Origin of the sequence: Mucilaginibacter lappiensis (assembly GCF_900155965.1) — a bacterium.
GTDB classification, from domain to species: Bacteria; Bacteroidota; Bacteroidia; order Sphingobacteriales; family Sphingobacteriaceae; genus Mucilaginibacter; species Mucilaginibacter lappiensis.
The window spans coordinates 399047-422990 of the sequence record NZ_FTMG01000002.1 but is presented as its reverse complement, the minus strand read 5'-3'; the positions used below and the strand labels follow the sequence as shown (position 1 = coordinate 422990).

Annotated in this window: 15 protein-coding genes and 1 tRNA gene; 8 read left to right on the top strand and 8 right to left on the bottom strand. The window is 41.6% G+C overall.

The features are described 5' to 3' along the window. Positions 1–698: 698 nt before the first annotated feature. From BW976_RS05995 to drmB, 6 genes are read left to right on the top strand one after another with little or no spacing between them, the layout of a single operon-like run. Positions 699–2975 (top strand): DUF262 domain-containing protein, encoded by a 2277-nt coding sequence (locus tag BW976_RS05995; RefSeq protein WP_076371411.1) that lies wholly within the window; start codon positions 699–701, stop codon positions 2973–2975. A 38-nt stretch (positions 2976–3013) separates the two neighbouring features. Then, positions 3014–4594: a DNA cytosine methyltransferase gene (locus BW976_RS05990; RefSeq protein WP_076371409.1), complete on the top strand. Its 1581-nt coding sequence runs from the start codon at positions 3014–3016 to the stop codon at positions 4592–4594. Further along, positions 4584–7151 carry a hypothetical protein gene (locus BW976_RS05985; RefSeq protein WP_076371407.1) on the top strand — a complete coding sequence of 856 codons (2568 nt, stop codon included), beginning with the start codon at positions 4584–4586 and terminating at the stop codon, positions 7149–7151. The genes BW976_RS05990 and BW976_RS05985 overlap by 11 nt, the downstream gene beginning before the upstream one ends. A gap of 1 nt (position 7152) precedes the next feature. After that, positions 7153–8898, top strand: coding sequence for a nuclease-related domain-containing DEAD/DEAH box helicase (locus BW976_RS05980; protein WP_076371405.1), 1746 nt, complete (start codon positions 7153–7155; stop codon positions 8896–8898). Positions 8899–8901: 3 nt separating this feature from the next. Further along, positions 8902–12678, top strand: coding sequence for a helicase-related protein (locus tag BW976_RS05975; RefSeq protein WP_076371403.1), 3777 nt, complete (start codon positions 8902–8904; stop codon positions 12676–12678). Then, positions 12679–14751, top strand: coding sequence for a DUF1998 domain-containing protein (drmB, locus tag BW976_RS05970; RefSeq protein ID WP_076371401.1), 2073 nt, complete (start codon positions 12679–12681; stop codon positions 14749–14751). It abuts the gene before it with no gap. A gap of 33 nt (positions 14752–14784) precedes the next feature. Here the strand turns inward: drmB and BW976_RS05965 are convergent, their stop codons facing one another. The 8 genes from BW976_RS05965 to BW976_RS05930 all read right to left on the bottom strand — a co-directional run bounded on the left by BW976_RS05965 (position 14785) and on the right by BW976_RS05930 (position 22078). Further along, positions 14785–15216, bottom strand: a complete 432-nt coding sequence (locus BW976_RS05965; RefSeq protein WP_076371399.1) for a very short patch repair endonuclease — start codon at positions 15214–15216, stop codon at positions 14785–14787. A gap of 183 nt (positions 15217–15399) precedes the next feature. Then, positions 15400–16383: an HNH endonuclease gene (locus tag BW976_RS05960; RefSeq protein WP_076371397.1), complete on the bottom strand. Its 984-nt coding sequence runs from the start codon at positions 16381–16383 to the stop codon at positions 15400–15402. Continuing rightward, positions 16347–17522, bottom strand: a complete 1176-nt coding sequence (locus BW976_RS05955; protein WP_076371395.1) for a DNA cytosine methyltransferase — start codon at positions 17520–17522, stop codon at positions 16347–16349. The genes BW976_RS05960 and BW976_RS05955 overlap by 37 nt, the downstream gene beginning before the upstream one ends. 210 nt (positions 17523–17732) lie before the next feature. Next, a complete protein-coding gene (locus tag BW976_RS05950; RefSeq protein ID WP_076371393.1) occupies positions 17733–18488 on the bottom strand; it encodes a potassium channel family protein in 756 nt (251 codons plus the stop codon). Further along, on the bottom strand, positions 18479–19384 hold the full coding sequence (locus BW976_RS05945) for a hypothetical protein (protein WP_076371885.1): 906 nt from the start codon (positions 19382–19384) through the stop codon (positions 18479–18481). Before BW976_RS05945 ends, BW976_RS05950 begins: the two co-directional genes overlap by 10 nt. Positions 19385–19518: 134 nt before the next feature. Further along, the gene (locus tag BW976_RS05940) at positions 19519–20001 is read right to left on the bottom strand and encodes a hypothetical protein (protein WP_076371391.1); all 483 of its coding nucleotides are present in this window, start codon (positions 19999–20001) and stop codon (positions 19519–19521) included. Positions 20002–20321: 320 nt separating this feature from the next. Beyond that, positions 20322–21545: a site-specific integrase gene (locus BW976_RS05935; RefSeq protein WP_076371389.1), complete on the bottom strand. Its 1224-nt coding sequence runs from the start codon at positions 21543–21545 to the stop codon at positions 20322–20324. 461 nt (positions 21546–22006) lie between these two features. Then, a tRNA-Glu gene (locus BW976_RS05930) sits at positions 22007–22078 on the bottom strand. A gap of 194 nt (positions 22079–22272) precedes the next feature. On the opposite strand from BW976_RS05930, the gene BW976_RS05925 reads away from it, so the two are divergent. Continuing rightward, positions 22273–22554 carry a DUF427 domain-containing protein gene (locus BW976_RS05925; RefSeq protein WP_076371387.1) on the top strand — a complete coding sequence of 94 codons (282 nt, stop codon included), beginning with the start codon at positions 22273–22275 and terminating at the stop codon, positions 22552–22554. Between the two features lie 2 nt (positions 22555–22556). Next, positions 22557–23942, top strand: coding sequence for a mercuric reductase (locus BW976_RS05920; protein WP_076371385.1), 1386 nt, complete (start codon positions 22557–22559; stop codon positions 23940–23942). Positions 23943–23944: the final 2 nt, after the last annotated feature.

Here is a 23944-nt window from a genome sequence, read left to right as displayed (position 1 = left end):
ATACAAAATTATACGATGATAAATATGTTTTGCTGTAATAGAAGCGAACATAGGGCGTTCGGTTTTGGGATGGGTAGGCGGCATTCGTTTCACCGGTTTGTTATATCGTTGCGAATAAGTATACCAAACAAAAAAGCCGCTCTACTTTCGTAAAGCGGCTTGGTAGCCCGTAGGGTTAGCTAACTTTTAGCTATAACCAATTGGTTATCAATATTTTATTAAGCTTAAATGTCTTGACTCACTAAATTACTCACCGCAACCATTTTTGTCTGTTGTAGCTGTAAACTGTTATGCTAAAATAGATAAAATTATCCTAAAATTTATAAAAAGACAGTCCTTTTTTTCTGTTGAACGGACCAAAAGAACTCGACATCATCGATTATCCACTGACATTGCGCACAGTTGCAGAAACAATTGGCAATCCGAAATGGCTTCTGGTGGATGTGCGCGAAGACTCGGTTGAAAATATCAGGCAGGGCACTCTTTAAACCGTACTTGCCCAGAAAAGGAGGAAGCCAATGGGCCTGCGTTCCAGCCAAGATTTCGTTTGTTATTCAGACCGGGTCAACAATAAATTAAATGTGATATATTATTGACCAAACATCAAAATACTTACTATTAAGCCTCTTATATAATCATTAATCTCATTTGAGTGAAAGTATAAAAACACTATACCACGAATCAACTATATTTACCAAATGCCAGACCTTTTCCAATCAACTGATATTAGCCACATTTCTTTTATTCACTATGCCGAGTTGTTTTTGAATAAAAATCATGCCGAGTTCGACTGTATTCAATTACCGCCTATTCAGCGAAATTCTGTGTGGAATGTCGCTCAGATTGAACGGCTTTGGGATTCATTATTACGGGGCTTCCCCATTGGAAGCTTTTATCTTTCCGAGAGAAAACAAAAAACTGTTGCCAGATCGGTGCTTGACGGCATTCAAAAGGAGCAGCCGGGAAACGGCTATTTCCTGCTAGACGGCCAGCAAAGGACACGTGCGCTGTTATTGGGATTTAAGGCAACCAATTCCGCAAGACTATATATAGATCTTGATCCTCATTTACCTTTCCACAACCCCGAGGATAACGACAGGAAGTTTATATTCAGATTACTGACCAACTATCAGCCATGGGGAATGAACAAAGAGACTCCGGTAAGAAAACTCTCCGATCCGGAAAAGCAGAATGCGAGGAAATTACTGACGAGAAGCAATCTTCACTATGATTATCAGTTAAAAATCAATCATGAAACCGTGCTTGATGATTATCAGCGCCTCAATGGACTCAGCCCCTGGCCCATACAGTCACAACTACCCGTACCCGTTGATATCCTAATTGAAGCTTGCGGTGGCTATTCCGGCAATTTCTGCGAAGCTGACTGGAATTGTATTATGGAGTATGTTCCAGAGCAATATAAATCGAACAGGACAGCAGAACCAACCGACTGTTTCAAAGACGTACTTAAAAGCATGCGAAATCTTTTAAGCAAAGAAGCAGCCAGGCAACGGCATATTTCACTTTTGCTTCACACAGAAGAAGAGGTATCACAAAACATCTCGAAAAACATAGACCCCCTGGAAGTACTTTTTACACGTGTAAACGCTAATGGTACTCCGCTTGAGGGGGAAGAAATGGCTTATTCCCTTCTGAAATCATCGTGGGATGAAGCCTATAATCTCGTTTCCCAGATTTTAAATAATCCTGAGATAGGCTATCTTTTCACACCTACCAAGCTGGTCATGGCCGCATCAAGGCTTGCAGCGCATCGGGCGAAGAAAAATGATGATCCAAAGCCCAATGTTACAAAATTCAGACAATGGATAGCGGAAAGAAGCGACAATGATCAATCATTTTTTCTTAATGAAATGAAGAAACTCATGTTACCGGATGATTTGCAGGTATCCCGCTTTACTCGCATTCTAAGTCATTTTTGTCAGCTGGCAATATTTCGTGAGAATGGCCCTTCAGGCGATCCGGGGTTACCTCGAACTCTGTTACTTCATCTGCGGGCATCTCTGATACATCCTGTTCTTATCTGGATAGACCGGCAACTGGATCAGGAAACAGATCTTGAGATCAGCAGAAAAGGTATCCTCAGATATTTATCTTATTCTCTTGTCGGATTCGACGACCCTGACAAAGCATCGAAAGTAGCGGTAAGAGTTATAACTTCGACAAATAACACCATTTTTCCGGATCGGGAAATATATCTCGAATGCCTTGAAAATGATCTGGCTAAGGTTATGCCGGAGCCGGATCAGATCTTTTCATTCGGAAATGAGCCTGCTGATGGCTACCTGCGACATTGGGATGCCCTGCTCGGAGAAGAAACCGATCCGTTTCATGCCTTCCGACATTCTTTCTGGTGGAAAAAAGAGCTGTTACTCTGGTTTCAGCGATCTGATATTCCGGTGTGGTTTCCCGGTTATAATCCCATGAGCGAAGATGCCAGTGATACCCCTTATGACTATGACCACATACTCCCTGCCTCGCACATTTTCGGACAGGGGGCACGAAACAATCTTCCGGACGCGACACCTGACCAGGAAAATGCATTCAGAGAACGCCGCGGACTATATCTCGGGTCAATCGGAAACTACAGGATCTGGCCGTTGTGGGCTAACCGCTCTGACGGCAATATTTGTCCGGCTGAAAAACTCCGCATGGATATGACAGACTTCCGTGAGGATAAAGTTGCACGTCAACTTAAATATGCCACAGAAAAAGATTTTACTGAAGCATCCTGTATAAATACTGATAACAGGGATTCGTGGTACGGCTGCACTGGCAATCCTGCCAAATGGCCCGACAGACGGCGCAAAGCATGGCAGTCCGCGGTGGAAGACCGTATAAAATATTTATACCTGATATTTTATAATACTTTGCAATTTAAAGACTGGCGTATTGAGGAGCCGCAACAGGAAAACAAAATTCTCCTGAATATAATAGAAAATCAATCCCTAAATTAAAATACATTAGCTTTATATTTAATAATTAATTTCTGTAGATGCCTGTTCCTATCATTGATCTGTTTGCCGGCCCCGGCGGTTTAGCCGAAGGCTTTAGTACTCTTGTGGATACTCAGGGCGACCGGGTTTTTAAAATAAAACTGTCCGTTGAAAAAGATGCTTTTGCACATCAGACGCTCACATTGCGGTCTTTTCTCCGCCAGTTTCCGGTGAACGCCCTGCCAGCGGAGTATTACGACTTTCTTCAGCAGAAAATTACGCAGGCCGAACTGTATGACCGGTACCCGGATGCCTGGCAGGACGCGATTAAGGAAGCTTGGCAGGCCACACTGGGGGCGACATCTTCAGAAGAAATGGATTCCCGGATATCAGAGGCACTTGAGCATCAAACAAACTGGGTGCTGATCGGCGGGCCGCCCTGCCAGGCTTACTCCCTTGTCGGCAGATCGCGTGTTGGCGGAGTTCATGAGGATGATCATCGGGTTCACCTTTACAAGGAATACCTTCGGATTATCGCAGCACATCAGCCCGCGGTATTTGTTATGGAAAATGTTAAGGGATTATTGTCCGCTGAATTGAACGGAGAAAAAATATTTCCACGGATACTGGCTGACCTTTCCGATCCATCCTCCGTTTTTCCGGAACACGTTTCCTCAAAATATAAAATACATTCTCTGGTTACCAATCAGGTTAAAACAGACAGCGATTTTCTTATACGGTCTGAAAACTACGGTGTTCCGCAGAAAAGGCATCGGGTAATATTACTGGGCATAAGGGAGGGCATTAAGGCAGAACCTGGAATACTCACGAAATCACCAAAGGTGAACCTCAGTTCTGTTATCGGAATGCTGCCTAAGGTAAGAAGCGGGGTATACCGCGATTATTCACATACAGAGGAGGTTTTCACTAATGGACTATTAAAAAAGAAACGACATTACCTGCCGGTCAAAGACTCTTTTGAGAACTGGTCCGGCAGAGTCAGTAAATACGCATCGGACCTTTCATCTCATTTTCCGGACGGTAACGCAGGCAGCAACAGATTTCCACTTGACACAGGTTTAGAATATCGTCCTTATGTTAAAGGCACACTCAGCACAGATCATCCGCTTTATAGCTGGTATAGTGATAAAAAAACAGAAGGTGTAGTTCAGCACGCATCCCGTGCTCATTTATCACTGGATCTGAAAAGATATCTGTTCGCGGCACTTTACAGCGAGGTTTACGGTAAATTTCCTAGAATGCAGGATTACAGGGAATTCGGAGATGATCTTGTTCCCGACCATGAAAATGTTGAATCCGGAAAATTTAATGACAGATTCCGCGTGCAGCTACCGGATGAACCAGCAACGACTGTAACGAGTCATATTTCAAAAGACGGACACTACTTTATCCATTATGATCCGCAACAATGCCGAAGCCTGACGGTAAGAGAGGCCGCTCGGATACAGACATTTCCGGACAATTATTTCTTTTGTGGTCCTAAGACCCAGCAATTCCATCAGGTGGGTAATGCCGTGCCGCCTTATCTTGCTTTTCAGATAGGGAATATCGTGAAAGGGGTACTGGCAAAGCACGAAGAGTTAACAAATGCAGATTCTGAAATAAATTATGCTGAATAAAAAATACATAGCTGATTATATTTCAACAGAATTCCCGGATCTTAAAAACACGGGATTCAACCTTAATGACGCTGAAGTTTCTGCTTTCAGTGAAAACACCTTATTACCTTTCCTGATTTACCAGAACACGGTTGATTCAAAAAACCGGATAATTGAGTTGTATTTACAGGAGAATTCAGCCAGCATTCACTTTCTACCCTTTTATGTTGCTGTAGGTTTCTACAGAAAAGCTGTCAATAAAGCACTTACTGCGCAGCGTTTCAACACTGAAAAATTCGCGCCTGGCAAAAAATCAGTCAGGTACAATTCCAGTATCTGTTCCATTACAGGGATCAATTTTATCAGCCGCACGATCCAGCTGCGTTCCGGAATAAGTGAACATGAATTGTCCTTCGAGGAGGACTATAAACTTAAATGGGATAGCTATAAAAATTCGGCTGATATACGTGAGCGGCTGAGCGCATTCGCCCAATTGGATAATGCGAGTCAGCAGAACATATTCACATTACCTTTGCTTGACGGTGGTCGGAACCACGAAGGCGTTATTCTTTTTTCTAGCGTTTCTAAATTTTCAACACTCCTTCGGAACCTGCGGGTAGCCGGACACGATCTGCGTCAGCATTTAAACATTCAGATAGCATCTTTTGCCGAAGATGCCATTAAACTTAATCTGATTTCTGCGCCCAGAACAAAAAATCAGCCAGTAACCATTCTTGTAGCGAGAAACGATAGTGTGATGGCATTTAATGATATAATTGAGGCTGGCAAAAACAAAATCGACCATCTGAATACAGTAATCATTGATGATTTTGATGAACTGCTTAAAGTATGGGAAAGATCGGGCGTACTGGATGAGAGAATAAGCGAATTAAAAGAGATTTATTTCGACCGCCTCGGAACAGTACTGAAAGACATTTACCTGATCTGTAAAAACAGAAATTTCTCCGTTCACGAATGGATGGCAAAATACGAGATCAGATCGGAGGCCTGGCAGGTTACACCAAGGGAAAAAATCTTACTTGATGGCATTGATATGCGTGAACCTGGCATTTCGGTAAAAAGAATAACCGACAAAATGCTGGAGTCCATACAGGCCCGTGCAGAGCACCTTTTGCACCAATGGAAAGAATTGGGCCGGAACAATTTCTGCAACGGACAAACCATCAGACAAATCGGTCATCTATATAATTTACGTGATAAGTTATTATCATTTTATAAACCAGAAACCTTTCTTAAACTGAATAAGGCCATAGATCTGGAATTAGATGAATATCAGCGGGTATGGTTTAGTAACAACCAGGATGAAGGGCTGATTCAGCAAACAAGGGATTTTCTTGCTTCACTAAACATTTCGGGCGGTAATCTTACGGATATACGCCATATTATTGCACAAAATAATACTATCTTAAAAAAGATTGTGTTTGTAACCAATAACACCGATAAAGACGACCGCAGTTTTTTTGAATCCGAACTTGCTGTAATTTTAAAAGAGACAAATATATCCTTTTGCACAGCGAAGGAGTTTTTGCAGATAAGAGAGACGAATAATGATCTGCCGGATCTCATCATATATCTCAGTTGGAACAAGGATGTACTGAACAATGCACTTGTCAATCTACTAAGCAATAAACAGGTGTTCCTTGTTAACAAAAAAAGCAGCAGAATAATTACTAATCATTTTGATAAATCAGTTGCGGGTCTTGCAGGAATAAGCGGTACAGATATTAAATATAATCTCCTTAATCTTGAACCACCACCGGAAACTTCGGACAAACAGGATAACGGTTTAATCGCTTTAGGAGATGAAGCAGAAATTGTTGCCGAAACTGACGAATCCGCAGATATTGAAGATATTTCAGATTACGTTCACGAGGTCTTAAATTTCTTTAATAATGACACTGCAAAAACCAAAAAAAAAGGTGTAAAGACCTATTTTGTTTTTTTTGAGGACGGCACTCATGTGGAATGGCCTGAAAATAAATCAGTTTTTTATTTTGAAGATCACGCTGAAGGAGAGAAAGATTCCGTGCAGAAAGAAGTCCAGCATCTTGCGACCGGTGATCTCGTGCTTTTACCGAAAAACAGGGCGGAAATGAAACTTATTCTGAAAAATGCTTTGTCTCAGGATGAAAAAATGGCGTCTTCCCTGAAGTATGACGAAGAATGGCGAAACAAAATCAATAACTGTATCACTACAGATTATCAGGAAATAGACAAATTTAGGGATCAGCTTATAGAAAACGACTTCAATATCAGCTCCGGAACGATCAGAAACTGGATAGATGGCGAAACAATACAGCCGCATAATTTCAAAAAGCTACTGCTTACCCTTATCAAAATGGCGGTGATACAGGACGAAATGAAGGAACGTTATCTGACTGAAAACAAAACTTTAAAAAGACACAAAATCATGTTTGTAAGAAGTGCTGTGCGAAAGCTGATTTTCAATTTGAAAGGTATCAATTATGGGGAGGATGGAATCTTCGATGAAAAGCTGCTCAATGCTTTCGTCGATCATGTCGATATCAAACCGGTTTTAGGAATTTATATCAAGTAATATGCCGATCAGTCCAGCTACTCTCAACGGATACGAATTCAGCTCAGAGGCAGAAAAGAAAATTTATCTGGCTGCAAATAACAGTGGCTATTTCAATAATAGTGACCACTATTTTTTTCATTCACTTGATCTGGCCGATACCGGAAGTAAAAAAATAAAAGGAGAAATAGATTTTGTTTATCTGGATAAGGACTGCATTTTGTTTTTCGAGGTGAAAGGTGGTCAGATCAAATATGATTCTTTACAAAACGAATGGTATGTTTTAGGGGGAACTGAAAAAGGAAACCCATTTAAACAAGCCTATGATTCTCTTTTCCGGACAAGAGACTTTCTCTTGCCCAAACTTTTTAATAGCCGTTCGGTTACAGAGAGGCTTGTTTTTGGTATTGGTGTTATATTTCCTGATTGCCTCAGGCCATCCGAATTTCATAAGTCCACCAACGGGGCTATGGAATTTGACCCACAACTACTGTATGATTATAATAATCATAAGTCTCCCGGCGGATTGATGGATTATATAAAGAAAATAAAATCTTACTGGTCCGATCATTTACAATTCAGAAACCGGTCGGGCATCAGTCATAAAGAACTTACTACGATCAGTAAATATTTCCGACAGGAACTACATTTTACCTTACCTATATCGGATTTACTGGCCAAAGGTCACCACGAGCTGGGCAGGCTTACGGGTATGCAAATGTATGTGCTTGACAATTTAAAATATAATCCCGGCAAGGGTGGTCTTATCATGGGTGGCCCCGGGACCGGCAAAACCATTCTTGCACTTGAGTTGCTAAAGCGATCAGCAACAGAATCAAAGAAAACCCTGCTGGTCTGTTTTAACAAAAATCTGTCAGACCATTTGAACCGCAAAGCGGTTGAAGGTGGGATTAACAAAAGTTATGAAATCAGAAACCTCCATGAACTGCTTAAAGACGAAACTTATCTTAATGGCAGGTCCACACCCGTAACCGGCGATCAGGTTTACTGGTCCCGTGATCTTCCACTTTATTTTAACAGAAATATTAAAGATTCGAAGACCGGCTGTTATGATTACCTCATCATCGATGAGGGGCAGGATATTCTCAATGAATATCAGATGGAGGCTTTAGGGAAACTTCTTAAAGGGGGATTTGAATCGGGTAACTGGACAGTATTTCTGGATAAGCAATATCAGAATATTTACAACGACGACGCTGAAGAATATTATCAATATTTCAGAGAAGCATATCCATCGGTTGTTACTCTTTTGCAGCTGAATTGCAGAAATACACGTTCCACAATCAAAAGAGCAGCAGTACAAACCGGATTACCCGAAATGGCCTGTCTCAGAATATCCCAGACCTGGAACAGCGAAATCAGGTATTACAACCCCGGACCGGACCTGTTCAACCGAATAAACGAAATTCTCCTTAAACTGGAAAAAGAAGGCATAAAAAAAGAATATATCACCATACTCTGTACTGAAAAAAAACAGCTCACACAGCTGATGGAAAGCGGAAATGGATCTTTTGCAGAGTGCGCCTTTCATATAGCCGGCAAGGTTAATATCTGCACCATCCATTCCTATAAAGGTCTGGAAAATGAATTTATTCTGATCGCAGGTCCGGAGAACTACGATACTAATAATCATATTCAAATGAGTCTGATCTATATAGCAAACACAAGAGCTACCGCTCAAAGTATATTTTTTCTGGACAGAAGATTTAAAACAATTATTGAAGACAGAGAGGACTCAAACTTATAGTACATGAAAACAGATATCCGCGCAAAAATAGCCAGTGAAGTCAGTGATCTGCTTTCGGGTCCGATATATGGACCGGGAGAGGAACTCGACAAAAATCCACTGGATTTTTATACCATGGGAATCCTTTATCCGAGGTTACAACAAACACCGGACTTTGACGATGATCTTCCTGAATTTACAACAGCACCGGATGTTGATAAAGAAGAAAGTTTTGATGCACAGGATCTTCCCGAAAGTGATTCAGGAAAAAGAATGAGAAGTTCTCTGGAGAACAGTGGATCCTCTGAACCCGATGAACTTGAACTCACCACAAAATTCAGACCCTCAGCTGCCGGAATTTCTGTGCTTACTAAGAAAAACCCCAGTCTGACACTTAATGTCCAATTTGGGTTCTATACTAAAAAACAATCGGATAAAACAGAAGCCAACGGACATGCTATAAAAAAAATCATTTGGAAACATCAGCATCACAGCCAGCAGATTATTATAACAAATGGAATAACAGAAGGAGCGACGGAATCAGACTCAAAGGGAAAAATCAGTACGATCCCACTGGGTGACAGAGCCTTACTTTCTATAGTTACGAGACCTTACCGGCATACACCCGATCTTGAAATTAAAACTTTTACACTTATCAACAAACGAAACTCGCCAAATTTCCGGCAGCAGAAGAAAACGGAAGATTGTCTTTTTCAACCGGAAATAACAGCTGATAATGCCGCTGGTTTTGAAGGCTTTGAAGATCTCACCAACCTGAAACTACTAAGTAAGGAAGATCTTAATCTCAAACTTTTGTACCGGAATTACAAAACATGGGCACTTGGTCACGGTATCTCGGTAGAATGGGATGAATATGAAAGTTCAGTGAAAAGTGTAAGAACAGCAGTGATGCCGGCAGAAAAAGTAAATGGCGTTGACCTGAATCCTGAGGTTTTTCATGAAAGAAATGTACTTTATATTAAAAGGTTGGCCGGAAAATCAGAAGAAGCGGGCTATAGTCGTGATGTGATAAAGGGCGAACTTGAAGAATTTGTAAAGTTGTATCAAAGCTGGATTGAAAACCAGTATAATATGACTAATAACGATTCGACTCTGCCTGAGGAATTACGTGCGCAAGCGCTTGTCAATCTGAAGTCATGTTCAACACTTGCTGAAAGAATGAACAACGGTATAAATCTGTTGTTCAATGATCCTGAAGCAGAAAAGGCTTTTCAGGATGCTAACCGTGCAATGTTTATACAACGGGTAATGGCTGACTTCAGCAGACACCGCCGCGAAATGAAACGTGTGCAACACAATAAACCTGAGCAGGATGACGCGATGCCTGACTATCGCCTCATTCCGTTTGATGCCACCGCCGGGTCAATATGGAATAGTGGTGCACTGGATGTTAATGCAGATACGGCAAGAAAAGGAACTCTCGCGAGATGGCGACCTTTCCAGCTGGCGTTTCTACTATCACAAATTGAAGGAATCACAGACATCCAGTCGGCTGATCGCGATACTGTTGACCTGATATGGTTTCCTACAGGAGGCGGCAAAACCGAAGCCTACCTCGGCCTTACTGCGTTCACGATCTTTTACAGGAGATTAAAGTTCAAAAAAACGAATCCCAATCATGGCGCAGGTGTTTCCGTACTCATGCGTTATACCCTTCGTTTGCTCAACAAGCAACAATTTGAAAGGGCCTCAATTATGATTTGCGCCTGCGACCTGATCAGAAGAAATGAGCCAGAAAATTATGGCTCCAAAAGGATTTCGAATGGCATATGGATGGGCAGTTCGATGACACCTAACAAGATTGCGACTCAGGTTAGTGATTACGGGAATTTTATCACACAGATCAATAGCGGCCGTTTACCGGATGGCCACCGGACATCTCCGCCACTTCTTTCCTGCCCCTGCTGCGGGAACCGGCTTGTCAAAGAAAACTTAGCAGGGAGCGTCACCGGCAGATGGGGGTATTTCAGAAAGAAAAATTCCAGAAACGTAGAAACCGGGGCATATCTTATTGGGTGTACGAATACCCTGTGCCACTTTCATGTGAGTAGTTCTACTCTGAACTCCAGAGCTGATCATACGCTTCCTGTATACGAAGTGGATGAGGTCATTTACGAAGAAAGACCATCCCTGTTATTTTCAACTGTAGATAAATTCGTCCAGTTAGCATGGAATAGCACCTGCTTTAACATTTTTAACACTGCTTTTACAAACGGCAACATTCAGCGGATTTACCCGTCACCCGATTTGATTATTCAGGATGAACTACATCTTATCAGTTCGGCGCTGGGAACAATTTACGGTGTCTACGAAATAGTGGTTGACCGCATGTGTCGTGAAGCAGGAGGAAATATTGCAAAAGTAGTCGGAGCAACTGCAACCGTAAGAAATGCGGCGCAACAGTGCCACCGCCTTTACGGTCGGAAAGGATTCATGCAGTTCCCGCCCCCGGGTACTGATGCTGACGACTCTTTCTACGCCAAAAAAATCAAGGGGGATGATCCAAAGAACAGACTATATATAGGCCTGATGCCATCAGGAACTACAACCAGTACCGCTCTCATTCGTCTTGTGTCTGTGCTTATGGAAAGAATTCCCGCCATTCCCGAATCAAATAAAGATCTGGATAATTACTATACGCTAATTGTATATTTTAACGCATTAAAGGAGCTTGGCAGATTCCGGACTTTTCTAACAGATGACATTGTCGCTTACAGGAAATTACTTGCAAACGAATTCAAAACGTTTATCAGGCCTTTTGATCAGCATATGCTGTGTGAATTGTCAAGTGTAATGACCTCTGACGAAATTACCACAGGCCTTGATAAACTGGAAAAAACCACACTCCCGGGGGGAGCCGATCAGAATCATCCACTTGTTCAATTTCTTTATAGATCCGGTATTCGTAGTTTTCCCGCACTACGGTCTGCAAAAGGTTCGCGCTGGAACGATGAATTATTGACAGAAAAGTTTTTCAAGGATATAGGCTTGGAATTTACGGATGACAGCAAGAAAAACTACAGTGAGTTAATGGCGTTGGTTACTAGGCTTATGCCGGGAGAAGACGAACCAGTTCAGATCGCTCCCGCCACCAACATGATTTCTGTTGGCATGGACATACCAAGGCTTAATACAATGATTATCAATGGGCAACCAAAAACTTCCGCGGAATACATTCAGGCAAGTTCACGTGTGGGAAGAGAAAGGCCTGGTATCGTTTTTACTTTTCTTTCACCGACAAAAAACAGGGACAGATCTCATTATGAAAAATTCAAAGCCTTCCATCAGGCCTATTATTCATATGTAGAATCAAGTTCGGTAACCCCTTTTTCACGCCCGGCGCTGGAAAAGGTCTTACCTACGGTATTAATTGCGCTGACCAAAAGTCTCTTTTTGGATGGTAATGACGGCATCTTTGATGGTTCAGGAAGCGATTTTCGTGCTTTTGTTGATGACATCATGCTGGATATTATTAACCGGGGAACCGGGATATACGGTCAGGCCGCGGGACCGGAAATCGCGCGCACTGTTAACGACATCAAAGAGGAGTTTCTCGGCAAAACAGAAGATCTTCAGGGAAACAGAAGACTCGCAAAGTACATGGATTTTCTTCAACCGGACCCGCTTGGGGGTGGATTTATGCCGACACTGCAACATCATACCGCAGTATACAATGCCCCAGCACAGTTTGTTGAAAGTGTTCTGTCTGACCACATACCGACAATGCAAACCCTTAGAAATGTTGAAGTGTCTTCCGCTGTATCTATTAAAAATCAATAAATGAGTTACGATATCAGACAATCTCAAGTTATACATACCTGGCCTGCCGGTTCAATGATTGACTTTCCACAGTTATCATTGATTATGCTCAATCATGATCATCAGTACAATGACTGGGGAAATCCGGACCCGGCAGGACAAAATCAGCCAAATTCCAGAAACACTGTAAATGACGCCAGACTGGCAGAAGCATTTAAGGTTGATGCTTTTATTCTTCCTCCTGCGAGGGATGGCATCAGCGCGCTCAGTACCTGGGCTATCCGTTTTCCGAGAATGAATTACTGTCCACAGTGTGGCCTTATGCATCTGACTAACAGGACATCAGGAATGATGCCAACGCCACGGGGTAGAAGTTATAATACAGAAATGAAACCGGTTCATTGTCCGGCATGCTTTAACCATCAGACTTCCAAAGGTCCCGCCGTTATTCCCATGAGATTTGTTATAGCTACGGAAGAAGGATTTCTTGACGATTTTCCTTGGGATTGGTATGTTCACAAAAACAAACCGGATGAACGTAATAAGGGAAATAAGCTTTACTATAAGTCAAAGGGTGGTTCTGCCAGCTTGGCGGATATACAGATTGAAAGCAGGAAGGAAGACAATACCTTCGTCGCCGTGCGGGACCTGAGCAAAATTTTTGATCAGGAGATTTTTGCGGAAAGAACAGCGGGCGAGGGTAATTATCTTCAATACGTAAATGGCTTTCTGCCTAAACCATGGAAAGGATGGCACAATGATAACTCCTTTATCTCAGAAGTGGTGACGGTTCCGGATGAAAGCACAATCTGGAACGGAGACGAATTAACTGATACTGCTAAACGACGATTCCCTAGGACACTTCAAAAAGGTGCCGGAAATGTTATATTTCCGATAGTTTATAGCGGAATATTATTGCCTGAATCCACTTATGACCAGCAATGCCCGCCTGAAGTACAGCAAAAAATACAGACTCTTATGACCGAAAGGATTGATGATGCGCCTGATGAATACGCGTCAATGATCAACGAGGAGTGGAAAACTTATATTTTAAAAGTGGTGAATCGAAACCCCAACCACGGGTTACTTCGGTTAGGATATTCTTTGGCACAGATCATACAATTTATTTCCAATTTCTTTGGTGACTCCCCGGCTGAACGCGCGGCTGAACGCTCTGAGTTACTACGTCTCCAGGAGTTCAAAGCCTTCACCGGTGAAATAAACGATGACGAAAAGGTATGGTTCAAAAAGAGAGCGATCAATGGTGCAGTATATAATAGTGGCTTGCCTTCAGCAATGCTTTCCGAAGTGGTTCTCCTTGAAAAGATTTCGGCACTGAAAGTCTATCGGGGATTTACAAGAGTTAAACCTTTGATGGGTGAAGAGCTTGTTTTCGCAGACTTGGCCGACAACCTACAGGGCAAGCAACTTGAGGAATTTGAGCGGATTCAGGATTCAAGAAAAGATCCTGTTCACACCAGGGAGTTACCTGCATTTGAAGTTAAAGGCGAAGGAATACTTATTAGGTTCAGTGATACTTTGCTGAATGAGTGGACAAAAGCATATCCCGACAGGCGCCTGGATGTGATTAATAACAATCAGCGACAGGCGAATGCCGATTTCGGTCAAAACAAAAAAATGACCAGCAAACGTTATCTGTTTCTTCATACGCTTTCGCACATTTTGCTAAAAGAATTGTCAGAAGACTGTGGATATAGTCTTTCGTCACTGGCAGAAATTATCTATTGCAGTGAGGATGCGAAAATCGGGACAAATGAAGAAATGAATGGCATTCTCATATATACAACCACATCTGACGCTGAAGGCTCGCTCGGTGGCCTCGTCGAAAAGGGTCTGCCCGAAAATCTGAGGGATATTATGGTTAAAGGAGTCGATAAAGCCCGTTGGTGTTCATCAGATCCACTTTGCATATCAGCTGACAGTGGGCAGGGCTTTATGGGCCTGAATCTGGCGGCTTGTTATTCGTGTGTTCTACTCCCTGAAACGAGTTGCGAGCGAATGAATCAATATTTGGACAGAGCAGCTATTGTAGGGACACTTACGCAGGAAGAAATCGGCTTGTTCAATCACTAACAATATACTTGCTCAGACCATCCGTTATCATCACTAGGATAATCGGTGGCTATTTAGAATAAGCTGTTCTAACTCAGTCATGGTATTTTCAATTACCTGCTTTTTAAGCTCACACTCCCATACTGTTATTATTCTCCAGCCTTTTTCTGTCAACGTAGCGAATGCCTTGTTATCATTAACTGTATTTCCGGTAATCTTATTAAGCCACCATTCAGTTCTCGTTTTTGGGATAGTATAATAACGGCATCCTTCATGGCCATGCCAGAAACAGCCATGAATAAATACGACGGTTTTATATTTTGGCAGAACAATATCAGGTTTACCGGCAAGATCTTTAACATGCAGACGAAAGCGGAAGCCACGTGAAAATAAATATTTGCGGACGAGCATTTCCGGCTTGGTATCCTTGCCGCGGATCCGCGACATATTGTAACTTCTTGTTTGCTTCGAGTGGACGTCTGCCATAAAAAATAAGCTGCAACCTGTGTGCCAGAATACTACACCAGCTAAGGCGATGGTATATATTTATCCACCCCTGTTTATACAAGAAATATTTCCTGCATCACGCTAATGAACAATCCTTAAGGAGCTTGGAAATACTTTTAGGACAGGGAGAAGACAATCATGTAATTTAAAAGTGAACAGTTTCTATTTTTCTTCCACCCATTCCAGCACCTGATCCTTCTTCATTTTGTGTTTATGAATATAGTCATGGTGCACATTACAAATCGTGATCAGATTCTCTTCTGAATTTTCTCCCTTATGAGCATGGTATTCCAGATGATGCAGTTCCAGGAACTGACGCGGATCTTCCTGCCTGATCATATTCAGATTCCAGCCGCATTTACGGCAACTGAAATGATCCCTTTCCAGTACTTTTATTCTTGTACTGTCTTCAATCTTACGGTCATGCTGCTCAGCCTGCTTATCTTCTTCGAAAACATATACACCGACCGGCAATTCCGGCCGTCCTGTATTCCTTGTTTTAACCGGCCAACCTTCTTCCGTCCTGAGTTCTCGAACCCGCCGAGCCCACTCTGTAGCATCTTTTGCCAGGTAACTCAACTCTTCACCTGTAATGCTTCGGCCTATATTATTTTTGAAAAACTCCAGTAATTTATCTTTGATGGAAATGTTCTTTCTGCGAATCACGTTGCTCAGTTTCCAGCGGTAAGCCGCTTCCTTATCCTGACCGGATTTCAGGAAAATGTATTGAGCCGGTTTAATAGCGGATACGTCTGCCACTACATTATCCCAGTCACCTTCCTTCAGCATACTTTTGATAGTATTACCGCTCAACACCGGCCACCCCATTTCCGAGCGCAACTCTCTGATTCGTCGCTGATAATCTGTTATACCTGAAACGACCAGCAGCTCATCGCTGCTGATAATCTTTTCCGGATATCTCTGCAGATATATCAGTATCCGCTCCCTGGCACCCACAGCATCGCCTTCAGGAAGAATATTTGTTCCAAGTTTTCTTAATAAATAGAAAGCAGGAATAAGTTCCAGCACCTGTGCCCTTACGTCGGCGGTACCTGACGATACCAGATCAGAAAAATTATCCAACAAAGAAGTAAGTTCTTCTTTAGTTTTCAGGAGATCAAAGGCTGATGGTTTCTTTTTTGCCATTCGCAGTTAAGTCTTTTATTTGTGACAGGTGTTTGTTCCGGTTGTGTTAATAAAAAGTGTTCGTATACGGTAGCTGCAATTGTTTTTGCCATACCGACAGCAACTGCATTACCGATTTGTCTTGCAATTTCGGTTTTACTTCCCTTAAATACAAAATCATCCGGAAAAGCCTGTATCCTGGCCGCTTCGCGGTGTGTGATAGGCCGGTTCTGTTCAGGATGTAAATATCTTCCTTTTTCCGGTTTAAAAAATTCTGTCCGTATCGTTACCGATGGTCTGTCCCACCATAATCTGCCGAAAAGATCGGTACCCCCACTTTTTTTATTGATCCAGCACTGAGGTGTTAATTCCGGAGCAAGACGGAATAGGTCAAACCTGTTCATTCCCTGTTCCGGTATGGCTTTATACCGCTGGATGCTCATCGGAGTCGGATTTCTTCCGAAATGTAGTACATTTGTGCCTTTTTCACCTCTAATCTCCGTCCCAACAGGCTGATCAAGGTCACCAATGGCCTCGCGTAATGTCGTCCACGGCTGCGCATTCGGTTTATATAATTTCAGATCCAGCGCCTTTTTATCCCGGGGATCACGGTGCGTGCGCAAAGGCGGGAACACATTCTCAGGGTCAGCTAATTTTGACCCCATGATAAAAGCTCTTGTCCTGACCTGGGCAACGCCGTAATTAGCCGCGATCAGTTTTGATGCTCTGATTGTAAATCCAAGATCGTTAGCAACTCTTTCTATTTCCTTAAATTCTTCTGAAGTAAGCAACTCCGGTACATTCTCCATAATGAAGACAGAAGCTCCTGACCGCTGTACAATATCCATAAAAGGCAGCCATAAAGCTTTTCTCGGATCAAGTTCGCGGTTACGGTTTAGCAAGCTGAATCCCTGGCAGGGCGGCCCTCCTATAACCACATCAGCCTGAGGAATAACCGTTTCAGGGTCTTCCAGAATGCTGACAATATCACCATGCGTACAATGTACGCCAAAATTGGCGTTATAGGTCTCCGTCGCATCTTTATTAAAGTCGTTGGCCCATACGGAATCGAACACTGCTTTATCTCCAGCCTTAAACTGTTTAAACCCAAGGGTAAAACCTCCTGCACCTGCAAATAAATCGATAATTTTAAGTTTCATAAACCTCTTTATCCCAAATCAAAACTAAACAAATCCGATTATAATCGGCTAAAAGACCCCAAATACTATACAACTATTTCATTGAAATGCTTTGAAAAGCATTAATGCCTTGCATGTCTGAGGCAAATACAATTCAAGATAAACGCACGAAAATACTAATTATTTTAGTAATTTATTGACATAAATAATTTGTGTTGAAAATTTCATTAATTAACCGTCGGGGCCTTCGGTTGGAGTAGTTTGGCTGGCATTTTGGGATGCAGCTGCAAAAGCCCCTGTTCCTAGTTTTCCTGAAACATTAGCGATGAACATTACAATAAAAGACAACGAAAGCATGATCTGCAAGATTACGATATGCTGAATGGATTCATCTTTAGGGCTGATATCTCCGTATCCTATCGTTGCTGCGGTAACAAAACTGAAATAAATAGCCTGAGACGATGTCAAATGCTTGTCTGCACTGATCAAACTGTCATTAATCACAAATAAAGAACGTCCTGCATTATTGACCTGATGTTCTTTAAAAGTGTAGAACGCAGCAAAGCACAGACATATTTCAATATAGTTGATCAACATTAAGGTCAGGTTCCGCTGATAACTGAACGGCTCACTCCAAACGTCCCGGAGAAAGACACCACCCAGCAAAGCATAAATCGTTTCTATTGCAAGCCAAACGAGTATTAGTGTCACATACCAGTTGTCGGCATACTGATGCGTAATAAGCCCCCAGGAAATTACAACTTTAGCAATTACATAAATATCAATAAGTATCCGGCGCACAAAAATGTGGGGGCGATCTGTTGCTGCCTTGATCCAATTTCCAGGAAAAAACCACCATGGCGTGTAAATCAATATAACACGAATTACCCATTCAACACCAAACGCCACCTGGTTTTTGTTGTCAAAAACAACATCACGATATTCTTTTTGCTTCTCACGAAATGGGTTAGGCTTTCTTATCTCCATGGTGTATCGTAAATTTCGTCATAGTTCTCAGTTTCTATAAATTCTAACCCAACGCTCCGCATAAACATTTTTTTTCCTTCCAATGCATCGTCAGGATTTGCCGATGCAACGTACCAACCTTTTTTAGCCCGGTCAGGAAATTTCTTAAAGTATCGTGCTCGCTCAATAAGCAACCAACGTATAAAAACTTCGTTCTCTTCCAGCGATAACCCTAAAATGCAAAGGTTCTTATTGAAAATAATATGGAGCCATGTGTTAAATCCCCGCCATTCCTGCTGATTTTTTCCATTGAAAGGATTGTTTTCACCCTTATGCAAAAACTCACGCGCCCGTTCCACACATCCCATATAATGTGTCAACCCTAATCTGATACTGCGATAATACTTTACAAACCCGTTAATGTACCAGACACCGAAACCGTCAGTCGGTGACGCATGCTGTTCTAAACCATAATAAGTCGTCCAGGGATAAAAGTCTGTAAAAGATTTACTGGACATATAATATTGCTCCAAGTTGCCTGCGGCAGGCAATATCATATCAAAATTCGTCGTTAACACAGGTGCGTTAAGCTCAATGGCTTTTAAAATAAACACCCCGTGATGCGGGCGAAAATTCCAGTCATTCATTATCGATGCAGCTTCTTTTTGAATGGCATAATTTTGTGTAGGTTCAAGTTGGGCATTAGAAAGATCTAAGAGGTCGTAAAATTCTGTTAACGTAATACCCTTCGGAACCCTGTCCCCTTTGAAAACATCAGGTGCGAACTTTTGCCACAGTTTAAGGAGAAGATGATCCCATGAAATTGCATCCGGATTATTAGGGAATCTATTGATACCATTGCCGACAATGAATGCAATATCAGTTTGGTTTCTTTCTATAATATTTCTAAGTGACATAACTGAGGTTTGTTGACTAAAAATAGGTATTATACTACGGTAATCATTAAGGATCATTAAATCTTCCTGTTATAATTATAGAACTCATAAGATTCGCACGGATAAACGGACAAACCAAGGTGCAACTCATAGTTTCAAACCCTTGTCCGATGCTCATCGCCACCTTCCCAAGGTTTTCTTTGCTTGTTATTATCTGGTGTGTCGAGTTTTAAATATTGGTCCGGTTTCAGTCCGGCATCAATGAGTATCTTTTCAGGAATATTATTATTCAGGATCTTGCCGCCGCCGGTCAGCTCAGGCAATACCTTGTTAGTGATCGTATTACGAATAGCGCTAATACCGCTTGGCTGACCAAGGATCTCGGCAAGCGGGCGTTTGAAAGCTATACGGCCAAATGATTCATCTGCATCCCGAATGCGATGCCATTGATCATCGCTTTTTCCATTTTTTTTCGGAATGAAGCCGTTTCCTTTCCCTGTAAATGCTGGTTTAGTAAATTGTCTATATAATGTTCCAAGTTCATCTCCAGCGAAAATTCCGGCATAAAATATTCTGCCTGATTGATATGTGGGGGCAGTGCCTCGGCTCATTCTTCCGCTTGGCGTATAAGGGCGCATCCTCGGATCTTGACATTAAAGGTCCCCGTCCTTCAATTCGTGGTGTTTAAGAATCACGGCGCTGACTCTTGCCATAACTTAAATCTTTAAACAAGATATTATGTAAGATCTGACTGAACCTGTGGTAATCACCCGTCAGATGCCGCGAGAAAAAAACTGCGTTTTTGATACAAAAAAGCCGCTCTCCTCCCGGAGAAACGACTTATTTGCTTGGAAAGGATTACTCTTTCCAATTTGTGCGCCCACCTGGGCTCGAACCAGGTACCAAAAGAATTATGAGTCCTATAAACTCAACTATTTTGTAAAATAGTTGAGTTTGATTAATCTACTTGCTCGTCAAGTATTTTTCGAAGTGCTTGCATATCCTTACTTATTTTCAGATCAATAACCTTAGCATAATGCTGCGTAGTTTTTATATCCAGATGCCCGAGCATTTTACTCACACTTTCTATGGGAACACCATTTGTTAAAGTTACTGTTGTTGCAAAGGTATGCCGGGCGAGATGGAAAGTAAGGTTCTGAGTGATGTCGCATTCCTTAGCTATCTCCTTCAGATAGCTATTCATTTTTTGATTGCTTAACACCGGTAGCACAATACCATCATTTTCACAACGTGGGTGATCTTTATACTTTTCAATAATAACTAAGGCTGGCTTTAATAAGGGTATCTTTGACGAGGTCTCTGTCTTTTTCCTGGTGGTCATTATCCACTGTTCTCCGTCAATGCCAGGCACGATCTCATTTCTGCTTAGCTTTTTCACATCTGCATAAGACAATCCTGTATAACAACAAAAGACGAAGATATCCCGAACTTGTTCCACACGTTGTGATTCTATTTCCCTGGTGATGATTCTGTCTAACTGCTCCTGTGTAAGAAAATCTCTTTCTCTTATCTTGAGTTTAGGTTTATATTCTGAGAAAGGATTCTCCTTTAATAGTTTGGTTTTTAAACAATGATTGACGATTTTCTTGAGATGCTTAATGTATTTTGCCACGGTTACGGGTAGACACTTAGCTTCCTTTTTTAAATAATAATCATAATCGCGAATAAATGAATAATCCAGCCGGTCAATCTCCAAGTCTGCTTTTTTGTATTTTGTTTTAATATAGTTCTGTAAATGCCCTAAACTGGTTTTATACCCTTTTAATGTATTTGGCTCAAATTCAACCCCGAGCATAGATTCCATTTCTGCATTATGAGCTTTAAAAAGCTCAAGTATTAAGTAGTACTTATCATTCCGGTCCAGGAATTTATTTTTTAAGCTCAGGGCGGTTATCTTTTTTCGCTCATGCATTAGCTTGAGGTGAGCTTCTGCCAATAGCTTTTGTAGGTTATCCAGGTAAGAGTTCAACCCTTTAGTGCTGTCTTTAGTACCATTCTCCCGGTGAGATTTTGAACACCAGCGATCAGGAGAAGCTTTCCGGCATACTGAGATCTCTGCACTTTTACCGTTTACTTTGATTCTCATGTAAATGGGCATTGGCCCTGATTCATATTTCTTAGGCTTTTTTAGATAGAAAAGTAAGGTGTAGTTTGTTATCATTTTTAAATATTAAAAAAGCCGCAAATTAAGCTTTAGCCTAAATCAACAGAAAAGTCCTTGTTTCACCACAGTTCCGCATTGTTTACCATGTATAATGCTGACTGAAGAAGAACTAGTTCAAATTTGATAACATGATCATTAAGGTTTTGCCAATTTTTAAATGTTGGTAATGATTTAGTTGTGCCGAAAGCAAGCCATAAATGTAATTATCAGCTTAACGCATACCTTAACTAAATACACGAAGGGGGTGGTTTCTACGTGCTTTTCAACTATAATTTAGCTTCAAAGCACTCACCGTTTTACTCACTTTTTGAAGAAAAATGGCTCTAATCTAAGCCGATGGATGTAGGAAAATTATTGTAATGTACTAATTGTCAACAACTTGTATTTTAAGGAATATTCAGGTTCATATTCCCTAAAACAAAAATAACTACTTGATAGTCAAGTAGTTATAATCTTAGTAGCCCGTAGGGGAATCGAACCCCTGTTTCTAGAATGAAAATCTAACGTCCTAACCCCTAGACGAACGGGCCATTTTTATTTATTTTCCCTTGTTTTGGGATTGCAAAGATATAGCTTTACTGATAAATTAAAAATAAAATTTAAAAAAAATATTTTAGCTATAAATACGGCCTGTTTTAAAGGGGTTTCAAACAAAATCGTGCTTTTATCATTGTAAATCTTTGGCATGTTAAAGCTATCTTTATAAATAAATAAAACATACTTTATGAAAGCAATCTGGAACGATCAGATCATAGCCGAAAGCAATGATACCATCGTAGTCGAAAACAATCACTATTTCCCTATAGAAAGTGTCAAAGCCGAATATCTTGAAAATACCGATACCCATACTACTTGTCCATGGAAAGGCCTGGCATCTTATTATACCCTGAATGTTGATGGTAAAAAAAATCAGGATGCCGCATGGTATTACCCACAACCAAAGGAAGCTGCCAGTCATATTACCAACTATGTGGCCTTTTGGAAAGGTGTTAAAGTAACCGAATAAACATGAAGAAATACGATGCCATTATCATCGGCGCCGGGCAGGCAGGCGGCCCATTGGCTAAAAAGCTGGCCAACGCAGGCAAAAAAACCGCCATTATTGAAAAACGGTTTTATGGCGGCACCTGCGTAAACGATGGCTGTACACCTACAAAAACCATGGTGGCATCGGCAAAAGCAGCTTATATGGCAACCAAAAGTGCGGAGCTTGGCATATTGGTAAAAAAGTTTTCGGTTAACATGCCCCAAATAAAAAAGCGTAAAGACGAGATTGTGCTTCGTTCGCGCAATGGGGGACTGCACGCTGCTGAAAAAACGCCCAATTTGGATGTACTGTTTGGCGAAGCCACTTTCACTGATCATAAAACCATTTCGGTAAACTTAAATAGTGGTAAAAAACAGACCCTGCAAGCAGATCTTATATTTCTGAATCCGGGAGCAAAGCCCTTTGTTCCAGAAATAGAAGGTCTGCATGATATTAACTATCTCACATCAACAACCATACTTGACCTGGATTACGTTCCTGAGCATTTATTGATATTGGGGGGCAATTATATCGGCCTGGAGTTTGGGCAGATGTTCCGTCGGTTTGGGAGTAAGGTTACTATACTGGAAAGATCAGCGAGGATTGTATCGCGCGAAGACGAGGATATCTCTGCCGAAATGCAAAAGATACTGGAGGCAGAGGCGATTACTATTTATAATCAAACGCAGGCTACCGGATTTAAGCAGAATAAGAGTGGCAAAATAACCGCCACCATTTCTGTAAATGGCGAAGAAAAAAAGATCAAATGTACTCATGTATTAGTTGCAGTTGGTCGCACTCCTCAAACAGAAGCTCTTAATCTATCCAAAACAGGGGTAGCTACAGACGAAAAAGGAAATATTAAAGTAAATAACAAACTGGAAACCACCACTCCCGGCATCTATGCCCTTGGTGATGCAAAAGGAGGTCCGGCTTTTACACATATTTCGTATAACGATTTTACTATTGTTTACCGAAACCTGATCGAAAAACAAGATCTGAATATAAACGACCGTCCTGTACCTTATTGCATGTTCACCGATCCGCAATTGGGCAGGGTAGGACTAGATGAAACCGAGGCTAAAAAACAAGGATTGAATTACAAAGTAGCCAAATTACCCATGGCCCATGTAGCCCGCGCCATAGAAACCGGTGATACCCGCGGTTTTATGAAGGCCATTGTTGACACCAAAACAAAAAAGATATTAGGCGCCAACGTTTTAGGGCCCGAAGGCGGTGAGATTATGACCGTATTGCAAATGGCTATGGAGGGCGGTATTACTTACGACCGGATACGTTATTGTGTGTTTGCCCATCCACTGTATTCAGAGTCATTAAATAATTTGTTTATAACCCTCGAGGATTAGTC